The organism is Rhodococcus sp. YL-1, from assembly GCF_001942025.1.
Taxonomy (GTDB): Bacteria; Actinomycetota; Actinomycetes; order Mycobacteriales; family Mycobacteriaceae; genus Rhodococcus_F; species Rhodococcus_F qingshengii.
This window is the reverse complement of record NZ_CP017303.1, coordinates 149,776-164,805: the sequence shown is the minus strand read 5'-3', so window position 1 is coordinate 164,805 and position 15,030 is coordinate 149,776. Positions and strand designations below refer to the sequence as shown.

13 protein-coding genes and 2 pseudogenes are annotated in these 15,030 nt (G+C 67.5%); 6 read left to right on the top strand and 9 right to left on the bottom strand.

Features of this window, described 5'->3' with window-relative positions; all coding sequences use genetic code 11:
• The first annotated feature begins 9 nt into the window (after positions 1-9).
• From trxA to BH682_RS32920, 4 genes are read left to right on the top strand one after another with little or no spacing between them, the layout of a single operon-like run.
• Complete coding sequence (gene trxA, locus BH682_RS32935; RefSeq protein ID WP_075836203.1) at positions 10-462, top strand: thioredoxin; 453 nt, start codon at positions 10-12, stop codon at positions 460-462.
• The gene (locus tag BH682_RS32930; protein WP_075836201.1) at positions 459-725 is read left to right on the top strand and encodes a UBP-type zinc finger domain-containing protein; all 267 of its coding nucleotides are present in this window, start codon (positions 459-461) and stop codon (positions 723-725) included. Before trxA ends, BH682_RS32930 begins: the two co-directional genes overlap by 4 nt.
• Entirely contained in the window at positions 703-2,424 is a 1,722-nt protein-coding gene (locus BH682_RS32925) for an FAD-dependent oxidoreductase (protein ID WP_075836199.1), read from the top strand. The genes BH682_RS32930 and BH682_RS32925 overlap by 23 nt, the downstream gene beginning before the upstream one ends.
• Before the next feature lie 13 nt (positions 2,425-2,437).
• A complete protein-coding gene (locus BH682_RS32920) occupies positions 2,438-2,878 on the top strand; it encodes a DUF1931 family protein (protein WP_198174649.1) in 441 nt (146 codons plus the stop codon).
• 219 nt (positions 2,879-3,097) lie between these two features.
• Here BH682_RS32920 and BH682_RS32915 read toward each other — a convergent pair.
• Positions 3,098-4,193: pseudogene (locus tag BH682_RS32915) on the bottom strand (hypothetical protein).
• A gap of 804 nt (positions 4,194-4,997) precedes the next feature.
• On the opposite strand from BH682_RS32915, the gene BH682_RS37385 reads away from it, so the two are divergent.
• Entirely contained in the window at positions 4,998-5,477 is a 480-nt protein-coding gene (locus BH682_RS37385; protein WP_016885140.1) for a hypothetical protein, read from the top strand.
• A 15-nt stretch (positions 5,478-5,492) separates the two neighbouring features.
• Here the strand turns inward: BH682_RS37385 and BH682_RS32900 are convergent, their stop codons facing one another.
• The 3 genes from BH682_RS32900 to BH682_RS32890 all read right to left on the bottom strand — a co-directional run bounded on the left by BH682_RS32900 (position 5,493) and on the right by BH682_RS32890 (position 6,876).
• The gene (locus tag BH682_RS32900) at positions 5,493-5,735 is read right to left on the bottom strand and encodes a hypothetical protein (RefSeq protein WP_075836193.1); all 243 of its coding nucleotides are present in this window, start codon (positions 5,733-5,735) and stop codon (positions 5,493-5,495) included.
• Between the two features lie 647 nt (positions 5,736-6,382).
• On the bottom strand, positions 6,383-6,619 hold the full coding sequence (locus tag BH682_RS32895) for a hypothetical protein (RefSeq protein ID WP_016885138.1): 237 nt from the start codon (positions 6,617-6,619) through the stop codon (positions 6,383-6,385).
• Entirely contained in the window at positions 6,616-6,876 is a 261-nt protein-coding gene (locus tag BH682_RS32890; protein ID WP_016885137.1) for a ribbon-helix-helix domain-containing protein, read from the bottom strand. Before BH682_RS32890 ends, BH682_RS32895 begins: the two co-directional genes overlap by 4 nt.
• Before the next feature lie 191 nt (positions 6,877-7,067).
• On the opposite strand from BH682_RS32890, the gene BH682_RS32885 reads away from it, so the two are divergent.
• Entirely contained in the window at positions 7,068-8,024 is a 957-nt protein-coding gene (locus BH682_RS32885) for a recombinase family protein (protein ID WP_016885136.1), read from the top strand.
• Positions 8,025-8,080: 56 nt separating this feature from the next.
• Here the strand turns inward: BH682_RS32885 and BH682_RS32880 are convergent, their stop codons facing one another.
• From BH682_RS32880 to BH682_RS32860, 5 genes and pseudogenes are all read right to left on the bottom strand, one after another.
• Positions 8,081-10,414 (bottom strand): TniQ family protein, encoded by a 2,334-nt coding sequence (locus tag BH682_RS32880; RefSeq protein ID WP_075836191.1) that lies wholly within the window; start codon positions 10,412-10,414, stop codon positions 8,081-8,083.
• Positions 10,411-11,512: pseudogene (locus BH682_RS32875) on the bottom strand (ATP-binding protein). Before BH682_RS32875 ends, BH682_RS32880 begins: the two are co-directional and overlap by 4 nt.
• Entirely contained in the window at positions 11,509-13,647 is a 2,139-nt protein-coding gene (locus BH682_RS32870; protein ID WP_075836189.1) for a helix-turn-helix domain-containing protein, read from the bottom strand. Before BH682_RS32870 ends, BH682_RS32875 begins: the two are co-directional and overlap by 4 nt.
• Positions 13,644-14,324: a TnsA-like heteromeric transposase endonuclease subunit gene (locus BH682_RS32865; RefSeq protein ID WP_223304648.1), complete on the bottom strand. Its 681-nt coding sequence runs from the start codon at positions 14,322-14,324 to the stop codon at positions 13,644-13,646. The genes BH682_RS32870 and BH682_RS32865 overlap by 4 nt, the downstream gene beginning before the upstream one ends.
• Positions 14,325-14,602: 278 nt before the next feature.
• Complete coding sequence (locus BH682_RS32860) at positions 14,603-14,824, bottom strand: hypothetical protein (protein ID WP_232354278.1); 222 nt, start codon at positions 14,822-14,824, stop codon at positions 14,603-14,605.
• Between the last annotated feature and the right edge of the window lie 206 nt (positions 14,825-15,030).

The following is a 15,030-nucleotide window of genomic DNA, read 5'->3' as shown; positions in this document are numbered from 1 at the left end:
TAACTGGTCATGGGATCCGACACGGTGAAGTGCCCGAACTGCGGCAAGGTCAACAAGGTGCCGGCGGCCGGGGAAGGAAGACCGCGCTGCGGGAACTGCCACGAACCGCTGCCCTGGATCGCCTCGGCCGGGGACGGCGACTTCGCGGAGGTCGCCGAGAAGTCCTCGGTGCCTGTGCTCGTCGACCTCTGGGCGACGTGGTGCGGCCCGTGCCGCATGGTCAGCCCGGCGCTCGAGCAGCTCGCCAGGGAACGCGCAGGCCAGATCAAGCTGGTCAAGGTCGACGTGGATGCTGCACCCAAGACGGCCGAACGGTTCACCGTCCGCGCCGTGCCGACGCTGCTGGTGATGGACCGGGGTGAGGTCCTCGCTCGTCAGGCGGGCGCCGCTCCGGTCCCCCAGCTGCGCACGTGGCTCGATCAGGCGCTCTCGGAAAATGCAGGCAATGAGGCGAAGCCATGACTTCTGTCCATGCCGACCCACACGTGACCGCGATCCGGCCCGTGGCGCCCCGGACTCCGCAGGGTTGCGAGGAATGTCTTCGCCTCGGAACCCCGTGGGTGCATCTGAGGCTGTGCCTGACGTGCGGACACGTCGGTTGCTGCGACTCCTCGCCGGGCAGGCACGCGAGCGCGCACGCCCACAGCATCGGCCATCCGATCGTCCAGTCGATGGAACCCGGCGAGGATTGGCGGTGGTGTTATGTCGACCAGAACTTCGTCTGAGGACGCCGCACCCGTCCCCGACAGTCCGCCGGTCGACGACGAGACTCCGGACGAGGAGGGCGCCTTCCCGCGGCTGACGGACGACCAGGTCGCGACGCTCGAGGTCGGCGGCACGCGTCGATCGGTTCACACCGGCGAGGTGCTGATCCGAGAGGGCGCGCCCAGCAACGACTTCTTCGTCATCCTCTCCGGCAAGGTCGCGGTCATCGACGAGGGCGCCGTGGACGGCGAACGCCGGATACTGCGCGTGCACGGCCCGGGCCGCTTCCTGGGCGAGCTCGGACTGCTGGAAGGCCAGGTGGCGTTCTTCACCGCCGAAGTGATCGAGGACGGCGAGATGCTCGTCGTCCCGGCCGAGCGGGTGCGCGCGCTGGTGGCCCACGATCTTGTGCTCAGCGATCTGATCCTGCGCGCCTACCTGGTGCGTCGACACCTGCTGATCGGGCTCGGTTCGGGGTTCCGGATCATCGGCTCCTGTTTCTCCCCCGATACGTTGCGGCTTCGCGAGTTTGCGATGCGAAACCGATTGCCCCACCGGTGGATCGATCTGGAGCGGGACGAACGGGCGGAGCAGCTGCTGCGCAGCCTGAACGTCGCCCCCGAGGACACTCCCGTCGTGATCTGGCACGGCGAGAAGGTGCTGCGCAATCCGACGAATGCGGAACTCGCACGCATCGTCGGGCTTCCGGTCCCGGTCCCGGACGCGGCCCAGGACGTGTGCGACCTCGTCGTGGTGGGTGCGGGACCGGCCGGTCTGGCCGCGTCCGTGTACGGCTCCTCGGACGGGTTGAACACGGTGACACTGGAGTCGATCGCCGCGGGCGGCCAGGCCAGTACCTCCTCCCGGATCGAGAACTATCTGGGCTTCCCCGCCGGGGTCTCCGGCTCCGAATTGGCCGAACGAGCCGTGATCCAGGCCGGGAAGTTCGGCGCCCGGATCCTGGTGTCGACGGAGGTGACCGGTTTGGGATCCGAGGCCGGGAACCATGTGCTCCGGCTGACCGGCGGCGGCGCGGTCCGCGGCCGGGCCCTCGTGCTCGCCACCGGGGCGCGATATCGCAAGTTGACGGTTCCGGGGATCGAGGCACTGGAGGGGACGAGCGTGTACTACGCCGCAACCCATCAGGAAGCGCGGATGTGCGGCACCGACCCGGTGGCTATCGTCGGCGGCGGAAACTCCGCCGGACAGGCCACCGTCTTCCTCGCCGACCATGTCTCCCACGTTCACCTGCTCATCCGCGGCGACGACCTCGGAAAGAGCATGTCCCGATACCTGGTCGACCAGATCGAGCGCCATCCGCGGGTCACCGTGCACCGGCACACCGAGATTCGTGCGGTCCACGGTGAGAAGTACCTCGAAGAAATTGCAGTCGAGGACAATCGCACCGGCGACCAGGACACGATTCGGGTGCACGCCCTGTTCGTCTTCATCGGGGCGATGCCGCACACCGGGTGGCTGGCCGACGCGATCGCACTCGACGACCACGGCTTCGTCCTCACCGGTGTGGACGCGATCCACGCACGAGCGGACGGCAGCCTGCCGATCAACGGCGGCCTGTCCAGGACGCTCGAAACCAGCCGGCCCGGCCTGTTCGCGGCGGGCGACATCCGCAGCGGCTCGGTGAAACGAGTCGCATCCGCCGTCGGTGAAGGAGCGATGGCCGTACGCCAAATCCATGAATACTTCGAAAGGAGCTGACGACATGCCAGTAATGGGCACCGTGAAATTCCAGCGGTTCTTCCGGGCAGCGGCTGGACTGCAGGTCGACCGGAACGATCTCAAGCGCTATACCGATTTCATCGACGACAAGATCTACGACGTGATCCTGATCGGGAAAGCCTCCGCGAAAGCAAACTTGCGCGACGTGATCGAACCGTGGGACCTGCCGATCACCAAGGGATTACAGGAGAGCATCCACCGGTTCGAAAAACTCGACGAGGAGATCGAACTTCAACCGCTGCTCGATCAGCTCACGGCCCGCCCGCCCTTGGACGTGGCCCTCTCAGAGGAGACAGAGCAACGACTGCCGCTGATCGCAGGAGGGTTGAGCGTGGCGCTGGCGCAAACTTTCGTCACGGTCGAGCCGGACCGTAAGAACCCCGGGACCGCCGAATGGAACGTCGCCTTCGACATCTTCCATCTCTTGCTCTGACCAGTCAATTCCACAGTGCGGCAACAAAGCCGCTCCGCCGTCACCGCGGCCGGATCGGTCAGTAGTGGAGTCTGCGGCACAGCAGTCAGCCATCGGTCGGTAACCGAGAACTTCTCCTCCCCGACGTAGTCATTGAGAATTGTGCCTCGCGGTGGAGTCGAGTAGGGACCTCCCCGATGAATCACCAGGGTAGGTTCACGCGCGCTTCGCCGATCGCGTTTACCCCGCCTCGTTCGACGGCTGCCGCGTCTCCTCGATGCGTTGCCGCTGCCGGACCCCGTACGCCGCTTCCCTGACGGCGGCGTCGTCCTCGAGACCCGACCCGAGCGCCCCACCGATGGTCGCGATGGACGCCAGCAACCAGGCGAGCGTCAGGTAATCAACAAAGGTCACCCCGTGCCCCAGAACACGGGAGAACAGTTCCGGGGGGAAGAGTCAGACACGCAGTGAACAGCAGCAGACCGAACAGGGCCACGTGCAGCACGATCACGCCGATGACCAGGGTGACCACGGTCGCGGTGTTGTACAGCACCGAACGATCGCGCTCGTCCGGCGACGTCGGCCGCTCCCACAGTTCGTGATCGAGGATCAGCCAGAGAATCATCGCCACGATCGACAGCACCGTCGCCGCACCCATCCGCCACGGACCCATCGTGTCGGCGAACAACCAGATCGTGTTGGTGGCCAGCGCGATCGCACCCGTGGCGAAGGCGCCGACGAGGACCTTCGACGGTCCGGTGACCAGCCGCCACGGCCGGTTCGCCCGCACCATCCCCGACAGCAGCCGCAGCCGCCGCAGCCCCGACGGCGCGAAGTACCGGATACCGCCCTGGATCTGCGCCGACGGAAACCGCCGCGCCGCGCCGGGGTTGAGGTCCGGTTCCCCGAGGACGCGGGCGATCGCGAGTTCGGTGACGGCGCGGACCCGGCGCTCGATGCGCAGACCGCCCACCCCGGCGACGGAGATGAGCGCGAATTTGTGGTCGGCGCTGACGTCGGCCACCACCGGCAGGGTGTCCTCGCGGCGCGGCAGGTCGGTGAGGTACACGACGATGTCCTCCGCTTCGGAGGACGGATCGACCGTGTCGATGACATCGGCGAAATCCGCTTGCTCGTCGGGCAGGTACGGTTTCGGGCGCACGCTCGTCGTCCACCGGCGCTCGTCCCGGTCAGGGCTGCGCAGGCGTTCCGGCAGGGACTCCGCAATACGTTCGGCGAGAGCCGCCGGTTCGCCCGGATCCGCGATCAGCAGCACCGAGACCTGCTCACCCGCGGCACCGGGGCGCCCTGCCTGCACATGCTCGTTCGCCTTCACCGCCCTCGCGTACCCGCTCGGTCTGAACCCAAACTCCAGGCAGTGGGGTGCGAGACGGTCCACAGCGCCGCCGGGATATCCGTTGCCAGTCCGTGTCCGGTAGACACCCACAACAGCTACCCAAGCTGCACCGCCGACGCACGACCACAACCCGCTTCTCCGGCGCCTAAGCTGGCCCACACGCCCGCTCTCGTCCGGGAGGCCCTGCAATGTTCGTCCTACCCCGGCACTCCCACGCGATAGGAAAGCGGAGCTGGAACGGGCCCGGCACCGACCGCGGATGCGGCCGTCGGTCACCCGGTCTCGTCTGACGCCGGCCACTCCCCGGGGACGGACCTGCGTGGGATGCGCTGACTTCGGGGTGGGGGCGCAGCGCAGCGGTGGGTGCCGGGATCGACGGTGAGGTCCTCGGGGTCGGCGAAGATCAGCCCGCCCGTCGTCGAGCGCGATCGCTCACCAACCCCGGCGCCCAGTCGTACCCGGCGCCCCAGGTTGGGTCAGTGCCGCGAGTCCTCGACGACCTCGACGACCTCGCCGAGGTCGTCCGCTTCGGGCTTTCCGGCGGACCAGCACCCGGACGCCGATCGTCAACTCCGGGCCGCGCGCAAGCCTGTTACCGCTTCTATGGGCCAGGGCTGCACCCTTTCGCTCGGTGAAGTCCGGGGCTCGAAGCATCAGCACCTTCCCTGCAGCACCCGAAGTGCCCGGACCAATCCGGCGATCGCCGGTTACTCACCGGTACAACTGCTTTGGCTCCCCCCGCCCCGGTTGCCACTTGCCAGATGGTGGTGCACCATCACTGCCGTGCGCAGTCCACGCTGGCCCGCGACCGCCCCACCGCCGTGCGGCGGTGACCGGGTGCACGGTCGCCGACTGCTGACCGTGCGCACTCACCTGACCCTTGAGCTGGTGCGGATCACCGCGTACCCATGCGGGCTCGCGCTGCAGCTGGCCCTGACCGCCACCGGCCGCCCGGCCCGGCGCGCTCTGCACCAGACCCGCCCGCTGACCGACCCCGCGGATCCGTCGGCCCAGTGGTCCTACCTCGACGTGTGGGCGGGGACCGACGACCTCGCGGTCGCGGACCCCTACTTTCCCCGCCCGGATCTCCACGCCACCGCCACCGGGATCTGCACCTTCCGCAGCGAGCCGCTGTACTGGCTCCCGGCACCGGCGCGGACGGTCACCCTGACCGCCGAATGGCCGCAGATCGGGTTGCCCGCGAGCCTCACCACGCTGGACCTGGCTGCGGTCGCGCCGTCGTCGACGCACCGCCCACCCTGATACCCCGGACGCCGATCAGTCTCCGCAATGCCGCCCGGCGCCGCGCAGCTCGGGATACCGGGCGGTCAGCCGGGCCGCCAGTTGATGCACCTCGGAGAGTTGTCCCCGCAGGTATGCACTCAGTTGGCGGTCCTCTGGGCGTACTCCTCGGATGTTCTCGATTCGGGCGGTGAGCCCCTCGATCTCCTCGTCCAGCAGGTCGCAGAAGACCCAGGCTTGCGCGATATCGGGGTCGAGGTCGTCCTCGGTCGGTGTCATCCGGTGCTCTCTGCCCGGTGCGGCCGGAAACCGGGAGGGTGCGGCCGCGGAACCGGGAGGGTGGCGGCCGCGGAACGTGACGAGACTGCGCCGCGGCAATCCAGCGAGACATCGTTGCCGAGCCCGGCGACCGGCGTCAACCCGCCACTCCACTCCACGGTACGAACCACCTCTCACAAGACGTGATGTCAACCGCAGGGATCGTCGTCCCGAGGGACGGGTTCTCCGAAGTCGTCGGCGAGCTTGTCCTGAAATCCCTAGAATTGAGACGCCGCCCGCACCGCATCCGGATGCCGCAAACGTCCTGGTCGAAGCGTCTCACAAGTTAGTTCCACAACTATGTGCCACAACACTCGTACGGACCTGACTTTCGGTACGCTCCGCGGATGGAGTTGGGACACGCCCGTCGACCGCCAAGCAGAACCTCGCGCAGCATATCGACGCCGCTCACCAAGGTGGGGATAGACCAGGCGACGTTCTACGTGGACAACAAATCCGGGGGGCACCACCGACGTCCCGGACTGTAGGCGCTACTCGGCTACGCCCGATGATCGTGGTAACTATCCTGACCCACTCGATCGGATCGTTCGCCTCCAAGGGGCGGCTCTCGCACCGGCCGCCTCCGTGATCGCTACAAGAGGTCGAAGTTACAAGAGGTCGAAGTACTGCGAGCGAGCCTTCATGGCATGAATGAGCAGCTCGTTCCCACTGTCGAAGCGCAGGACAACCAGTTCCAGGAGCCGACCGTTCGGGTCGAAACCCAGCCGGAACTCGCGCGCGGGGTTGTCGTCGTCCAGACCAGCGGTATATATGTGATGCTCTGCCGCGTAGATGCCATCGTTTTCGCTGATCCCGTGTTTGAGCGCGGATTTATGCGCCTTCACGCGACCTGGGTCCAGGCACGCACCGCTTCTCGAATCGCCTCGGATCGGGAAACATGCTCCTGCTCGGCACGGGCGTTCAATGCCTTCAACAATGCCTCGTCCATCCGTACCGGTACCACTGCGCCGGGGCCGTCCCCCACGGTCGGCCGGCCGCGTTTGCGCAACTTTTCGACGTCGTAACCGGCCTCGGCCTCGTCTGCCCACTGCTGGATCATCCCGTCCGTGACGGGCGCTCCGTTGATCGTTTCCTCAGCCATACCCATTATCGTAATACGAAATTTGACTAAAGGCATCCGAGTGATGCCCGCCGCTCGCGTGCTTGCGGTCCATCTAACCCACATCTAACCCGACCCGGATACAACAAAGCCCCAGGTAGCAGCTCGAAAATAGGCTCTACAATTCCGTGTCATAACCACCGTACAGACCTAACTTTCGGTACGCTCCGAAGATGGAGTTGGGATACGCGCGGGTGTCGACGAGCAAGCAGGACTTGGCGCGACAGATCGACGCCCTCACCAAGGCGGGGATCGACCCGGCGAACGTGTACGTGGACAAGAAGTCCGGTGCCACCACCGAGCGGTCGGGGTTGCAGGCGCTACTCGGGTACGCCCGCGAAGGCGATGTCATCGTGGTGCACACCCTCGACCGTCTCGGCCGCACCGTCCGCGACACCCTCAACCTGATCCACGACCTGCACCAGCGCGGCATCGGATTCCGAAACCTGGCCGACCCCATCCGAATCGACTCGACCAACCCGGACGACCCGATGGGCCAGCTGGCGGTGATACTGCTGGCGCTGTTCGGGCAGATGGAACGCACCTACGCGGTCGAACGGGCCGCGCACGCCCGCACCGTGGCAGAGAAGACGGGCCGCCGCACCGGCCGGCCCAGCGTCGTCACCGACGCCCAACTCGCCTACGCCACCCAACTGCGGGACGGTGGGGCCACCATCTCCGAGATCACCGACAAGACCGGGCTCACCCGCTCCACCCTCTACCGACACCTCCCGTCACGTCCGCCGAAGACACTCGCTGTCGACACCGCCACGGCGGAGGAAAAGCCCTCGCAGTCAACGGTTCCGGCGGCGACATCACCAACCCTCGGACCGTCGGCCTGTCCGACCTGCGGGTATCAGCCCTCCACACGCCGGGACCTCGTCCCGCATCGCGCCGATCTCGCCACCGTCTGGCTGCACCTCGACGGCGGCCACCTGCGGCAGGCGCGGCACTGCGCCCGCTGCCAGCCGCACAGCCACGTCCTGGTGATCAGTTGCAGCCGATGCGGCGACGGTCCGCTGCTCACCGGATCGCCCGGTGACGACCTGCCCCCGCAGGCACTGGCCTGGCTCGAAGGTCACGGATGGACCACAACTCCACGGCTCGTCTGCGACGCTCACGACCGGTGACTACCGGCTGGTCGAAAAACGGACCCCGACGACGCGATCGACGCAAGTTGCCCTAATCAGTGCGACTCGCTCAGGTGACGCGCACGACCGGCAGCAGTCGGCGGGCGAATCGGGATGCCGTACTGCTTCGCGATCCGGCTCATCCGCGGCACGCTGCGTCCCACCTCGTGCCCGAGTTCCCGCAGTGTTCGTCGCTGGGTGACGTACTGGTCGTGGAACCATGCCGGATCGACCGGCGGCCCTCCGACGGCCGGGGTGATGCCGTGGTGTCGTGCCAGCCGGCCTGCCGATTTCCTGCTGACGCCGATCATCGCGGCGATCTCGGCGAGGGTGCGGCGTTGCACACAGTAGAGGTCGACGAACTGCGTCCGACTCAATGCTTCCTCTGCTGCGGTCTGGGCTGCGCGTTGTCCGAACCGCTCTGCGGCAGTGGGCGATGCGGGTGCGGGATGGTTTTCGAGGAGGTAGCGGATCACGTCGAGGGTGGTGCCAAGTTGCCGCGCGATCTCGGACAGGGAGGTGTGTTCGTGGCGGGTCAGGTCGTGGAGGGCGGCGAGGTCCACTGCGCCCGGATCGGGTCCGGGCAGGTCGAGCCCATCGAGCAGATGCAGGGGTGGATGCCAGGCAACCGGTTCCTTGCCCAGTCCCTGGTCGTCGAGGAATTGGTGGGCCGCCTCGTCGAGTAACGCAGCCAGTGCGGGGGTGAGTGTGCGCGGGAATCCGGACAGTTTCGCGCGGACGTCGTCACCGGCCGCGAGGAATGGGGACCGGGACGCGGGGAGCCCGCTGAGTCGTTCGAATAGCAGGCAGCGGGCGAAGTCCGCCTTCTGGCCGGCGCCTGGGGGTGTTCCGGTTCGGCGGCAGATCTTGTGCCACAGTTCGTCGGGTAGCAGTGCGCGATAGTCCAGGTGGCGGCGCCGGTCGTAGTCGATCGGAGGCGGCTCCGCGGCGAGGTGATCCGCCAGCCGGGTCAACGCGATCAGGCTGTCGTCCCACCGAGGGGAGTTCCGCAGGCATGCCAGCGTGCGGGTGACCCCGTCCGCGCGGACCGCCGATCCCAGGCGGTCGGCGGCCTCACCGAGCCTGACTGTGGTGCCCACCAGCATCAGAGCTACCGACAGGGCCGGCCGGACTTGCGCCGGACTGCACGGGGCCACCGTGAACCGCAGTGACCATTCCGGCCACAGCTGGGTCAGGATGCGGCGGGCGGCGTCGTTCACGGTGGTGGCGCTCGCGGACGGGTAGCTCGGGAGGGTGGCGGCGCTGCGGTACCGCAACTGATCGACGGCGCGGACGAACAGCGGCCGCAACGCGGCGAGCTGGATGGCCGCCAACACTGTACTGGTGGCGCTGCCCCAGTCGCATATAGTTCCGGCGTCGACAGGCAGCCCCGGACGCCGACCACCGTGCACCAGCCACCGCAACGCCTCGCCGGCACCGGCGATGTCGGGCCGATCCAGCACCGTCATGGCCGTCGTCACCGCGGCGGCGGTGGCGATCGCCCCGTCGGCTCCGGACAGCTCCGATCGACGCAATGCCGGTGCTTCCGGTGCGGGCGCTGACCGAATCCGGGCCAATGCGTGGGCGAGGTCGGCGGGAACCCGATCGGCGATCTCCTCGATGCTGCCGTAGGCGAGGACGCGGGATGCGATGGCGTGCAGATCGGCCAGCACCACGCGGGCCCCGAAAGGACGTTCGGCGTACACGCCGAAGGTGCCTCGGCCGGCGGTGAGGACATCGAGCACGCGTTGCTGGGCCCGGATCGCCGGGTGATCCGGGCGCAACCGCATCACCGGTGCCGAGGTCAAGTCTGCATCGCACCGGATGAGCCCACGTGGGCGAGTGGTATCCGCACTGCGGTGGGCGCAGCGGCCCGGACTCGGCACGACCTCCCGGAGGGGACGGCTGCACCGTTGAACGCTTGCGCAGCGCGGGCAGGTGTCCGCCAGCAGGCAGTGGTGTTCGGTGCAGGCGAAGACGCACCCCAGCCGCCACTGCAGTTGCCACCGACCACCGGACTCGGCGAGGCAGTCCGGGCAGTACCGGGATCGGCGGCCACGCCCCCAGGGCAGGCCCGCGGCCGCTCGTCCCTTCCGGCCGTTCAGCGACAGGGCGACCCCGTCGTAGCGGGACAACGTCATCGCCTCGACAACGGCCGCGGCCAGATCCGCCGCCGCGGCGATGGTGTCCACGTCGTTTGGGCGCAGGTGCATCGGCCACAGGTTCGGGCGCCGAACCCTGCCGGCGGCAGTGCTGTCGTCGGGGCGCAGGGCCTTGTCCAGGTCGACGAACGGCGTCCCGGTGCGGTGCGCGATGGCCTCGAGCCAGGAATCGATCGCCTCCCCGGGCAGCGGGACCACCCGGATCGGCAGGGACCGCACCCCGGTCATCGGCGGCGACGTGTCGGCCGGGAGGTGATGCGCCGCGCGTCGAGAGCGGCAGCGAGTTCGCGCCGCGCGGTCTCGGCGTCCTCGTCGTTGCTGACGGTGTCGAGAACCTCGGCATCGAGGCGTTCCCGGCCGGTGCCGACCGCGCGGTGGCAGCCGCGGTTGATCAGCACCATCAGCGATCCGATGTGGCCGGTGCTGCGGGTGAACAGGTAGTCCGACAGGTCGTCGGCGAGCATGCCGGGGTACTTGTCGGCGAGCACCAGTCCCTGTTCGATCGCCAGCAGCATCGTCCGCCATTCGCGGCGGCCGGTGTCGGTGTCGATACTGAACGGCCGCATCCCCACCAGCGTGGTGCGCCGCGCGGTCTGCGCCTCGGCGAACAGGCCGCGTTCGGCCAGCTTCACGCCGATGAACACCACGGTGACCGGGAACTCGTTGGCGATGTATTTGAAGTGGTTGCTGATCTCCACGCCGCTGGTGGCGTGCATGCGCAGGAAATGCAGATCATCGACCACCAGAAGTCGTGTCTCACAGGAGGTCACGCAGTCCAGGGTGCGGCGGGACAGGTCGGCGCTGGTGCCGCGGGTGACCCCGGGGTGGGCGTAGAACTCGAGCATCGCCCGGTTGAACTCCTTGAGGCCGGTGTTGCCGGTCAACCCGACCCGGCACACCGGCCACCGCTGGTGCCCGTCGCGGGTGTGGGTGCCCTTGATCCGGATCTCGCGGAGGTGGAACGCCTTCGCGAACGCCAGCACCGACGTCGTCTTACCCAGGCCGGGGTAGGCGTCGATCGCGACCGCACCCTTGGCCTTGTCGCCGAACTGGAGGTTGCTGTCGACCACGGTCGAGAGCTGCTCGTGCAGCGCGGTCAGTTGCGGTCCGGATCGGGCCCAGGTTCGCGTGCCACAGCTGCCGAAAATGGTTGTAGACCTCGGCGTCGTCCGCGCTGAGCGCTCTCAGTTGCGTGCGGGTCAGCACCTGCGGCGCGACCAGGGAAGGGGCGTCGGCGAAATCGCGCCACCCCTCCTTACGGGAGAGCGCCACGTTGCCCAGCGGCGCGTAGTCCTGCAAGTGCTGCCGGATCAGTGCGATCGTCACAGGTACTCCAGCGCATCGGCGTAGAAGTCTCCGTCGTCGGGCCGGTCCGGCTCGTCCTCGGCGTCGTCGTCACCGATGTCCTTACCGTCCTGCGCGGTGTCGACAGGCGCCGCCGCGTCGTGCCGCGTCACCGATGGCAGTCCAGTCGGGTCTGTCGGTCCGTCCGGCTCGAGGTCGAGTGCTGCGTCCTCGCGTGCCATACGCAACGCCATGCGCCGCTCGCTCATGCTCGACCCGAGGCCGAGATTCCACCGCTCGAGCAGGTCGGCGACCGCGATCCGGTCATCGGGGTAGGTGTACTTCGCCTTCGCCAACCGGCGGGCGAACGCCAACGCGTCCTCGCTGAGCGGCATCTGCATCGACCGGGCGTGCTCCCACTCGAGCGGGTACCACCGCCGGGAGGCCGGATCCCGCAGGTAGATCCGGGTGATGTCGTCCGGGTCGACATGTAGTGGCCACCACCGGCCCTTGCCCTTGCCCCGGTCCGGGTACGGGCTGGCGCCGTCGCGGCACCCGGGCGGCAGGTCGCCGTTATACCGGCGGCCGTGCACCTCGAACCCGTAGTGCTGGAGGGTGCGCCACTCCACCTTGAGGAACTCGTACCCCAGGTCCGGATCGCGAGGGACCTCGATGTAACCGGCGCGGGCGACGCCGTGCTCGAACATCACCGCCGGCGACATCTTCACCGACGGCAGATGCGGATCGAGCAGGCTCTCATGCGGCCGGTGGTGATACACCACCGCCACCCACTCCCGGATGATCGCCTCCAACTCGTCGAGGTAGAAGAACGCCTCCGACTCCGGCGCCACCCCACGCGAATGCACGTCCGGGCCCTTGTATCCGGGCAGCGCCTGCAACAGGTCCTCCCGAATGGTGCGGAAGAACCGCTCCACCGGCCCTTTGTCGCGGCCGGTCCGCAACCGGGCCGGCTGGATCGAGATCCCCATCCGCTGACACACACTGGTCAGATGCTCGGAGACATAGATCTTTCCGTGGTCGATCACGATGGTCTCCGGCGCCAGCGCCGGAGACGCCGCCCCGGCCATCGGCCCGTCGATCGCGTCGACGTCGACCAACAGGGACCGCGGAATGCCGTGCTCGGGCCACACCGCATGCGCGGGCCAATCCCTGCCCGCCGGACGCGGCCGGAACGCCTGATACAACGTGGCCGCCGCGTCGACCGCCTTCGTCGACACCGGCGTGAGCCGGATACCGACGACACAGCGGGTGTACCAATCCATCCCGACCGTTAATTCCGCCTGCACCCACCGCAGTGTCACCGGGTCCAGGGCAAACACGTCCAGCCGCGTGGTGTCCATCAACAGGTACTCACCCGGCCGGGTCGGGCGCAGCTTCCCGTACGGCTCGTCCGGTCGGGCCGCGATGTCCCGGTTGCGTTTGGTGCTCAACCGGAACGTCGGGTGCCGCCGCTCCAGATCCTCGAGTATGCGAAACGCCGTCGCCCGCGACGGCAGCCGCACCACACCCGCCCCGAACCGGGCCACCACCCGGGCATTCGCCCGTTCGATCACCATCGTCCGTGACGGCCGCGACTGATCGGTGTGCTCGACCATCACCTCTAACGCCGTCTCGACCCAGCGCTGGTCGCGGTGCTCCATCGGCCCATTCCCGGCCGCTCTGCCCGGTACGAGGCCGGCCTCACCACCGCGGCGATAGTCACCGACCCAGCGCCGCAGTGTCCGCACCCCAATCCCGAGCTCTTCAGCCTTCGCCGCATACCGCCTCGTCAACGGCACCGCCGGGTCGTACTCGGCGCGCGGTTCGCCCGGCACAGACAACTGCGCGGAACCCGACCTGTACCCGGTCAGCACCTCGCGCACATGCGCAGCCCGTTCGAGCAATTGGATGCGGTCGGGCTCGGTCAGCATCGCCGTCACAACGGAAGACAACTCGCCGGGATCGTCGGAGGACGGCCCGCCCTCCTCGGGGATCACCCGCACGTTCTCCGAGGTCAGCAGCTCTCGAACGGCGATGCGGCGGATCTGACCGTTCGTCTTGGTTCTGAGCACGACCTCATTACTCGCCGCGGTTGCCATCATCTCGATCACCTCGACGATCTCACCGTCGTAGATGAACCGAGTCCCGACACCGACCCGCGCCGCTGCGCCACTCATGACGCGGTCCGCAACACGCTGGCAGCGGTCAACCTCTGCGCCAGGTTCACTCGGAACTCCTGCCGCCACAGCAGATGAAACAGCGCCGCCCGTACCAAAGGTTCCGGATAGGCAGACACCGCAGGCAGTGCTTCTCCGATCCTGATCCCCTCCCGCACTACACATCTCACCGCATCCAGCACATCCGGATCGAAGAACCACGCCCGCCGATAGCCGGCGAGGAACCGCACATTCTCCAGCTCGATCGGAGGCGGCTCGCTCCACACCTCGTAGCGCCATCCCCGCGCGGTCAACACCGACCTGGTCCACTCGAACGTGAACGCCACCGTCTTCGACGCCAACCGCCGGCGAGGTTTCACATCCACGATCACCGGTCCGGTATTCGTCAGCAGCAAGTAGTCCGGAATGTGCCGGCGTTCCTTGCCATCGACCTGGCACCTCAGCAGAAACGGCTGCGCGGCAATGCGCTGCACCTCCACATCGAAGTCCGCGAAAATCAGACGTGCCAGCTCCAGCCGCGATTCGTAAATCACAAGACCGGACTCGCTCGCAGCCCAATAGGTACCCGAATAGTGCTGCTGACCTCCATGCCAGCGAAAGGTCCGCCACGGCGCGGAGGCAACAATGTCATCGACCGCGACCTCAGCCAGCGGTCGGATCTCCTCGGCGCCGTCCACTACGTGGCGGCGCGACAGCTGCGCCGCACCCAGATTCGACGACCCGGCACGCGTTCTCGCCGATCCAGCGACCGTAGCGTTCCCCATCGCGGTATCTCCCCGCATCGGAAGTACTCGGTTGGATCATCCACCCGCAATCCGCTCTCACCACGCAGCCACGCCGAGACAATCTCACCCAGATGGCCAACTGGCCACCGAGTGGCCATCTCGCGTGAGAACTGGCCAAGGTTCTCGAGACCCTACAAGAGGGAACGGCCTGCGGCCGTGCTTGACAAAGCTTATCGAGATTCCCTTCTGGCCTTCCGATTTTGACCGGCAGCGACCTGCACGCAACCGCTGGCTCCGCTTCGCGCCGGCCGTCGGCTCGAAAGACTTTTTACACCCGCACTCGCACGCTCGCAGAAAAGCTGGTCGGAGCCGAAGGTGTAGGCGGCGCTCTGCGCGGCGTACAGCATGTCCTCGGCAACCTGGAACCCGAGGCCGGCGAACGCGCCGATCACAAAACCGTCGGGACTGCGGACCAACGAGGATCCGAGGCTGATAAGCAGGACACCAGGGCGGTTGCCTTGGCGATCGCCCTGGCGATCTGGTTAGCCGAGTGCGCTTTCGTTCCGCTGCTCGGGTTCCGCGCAGTCGACGGTCGGGCAGCATTCTTCGTCATAGCAGTGGCAACGGGCTGTCTTTTGCCTTGTGCTGTCTGCATGGG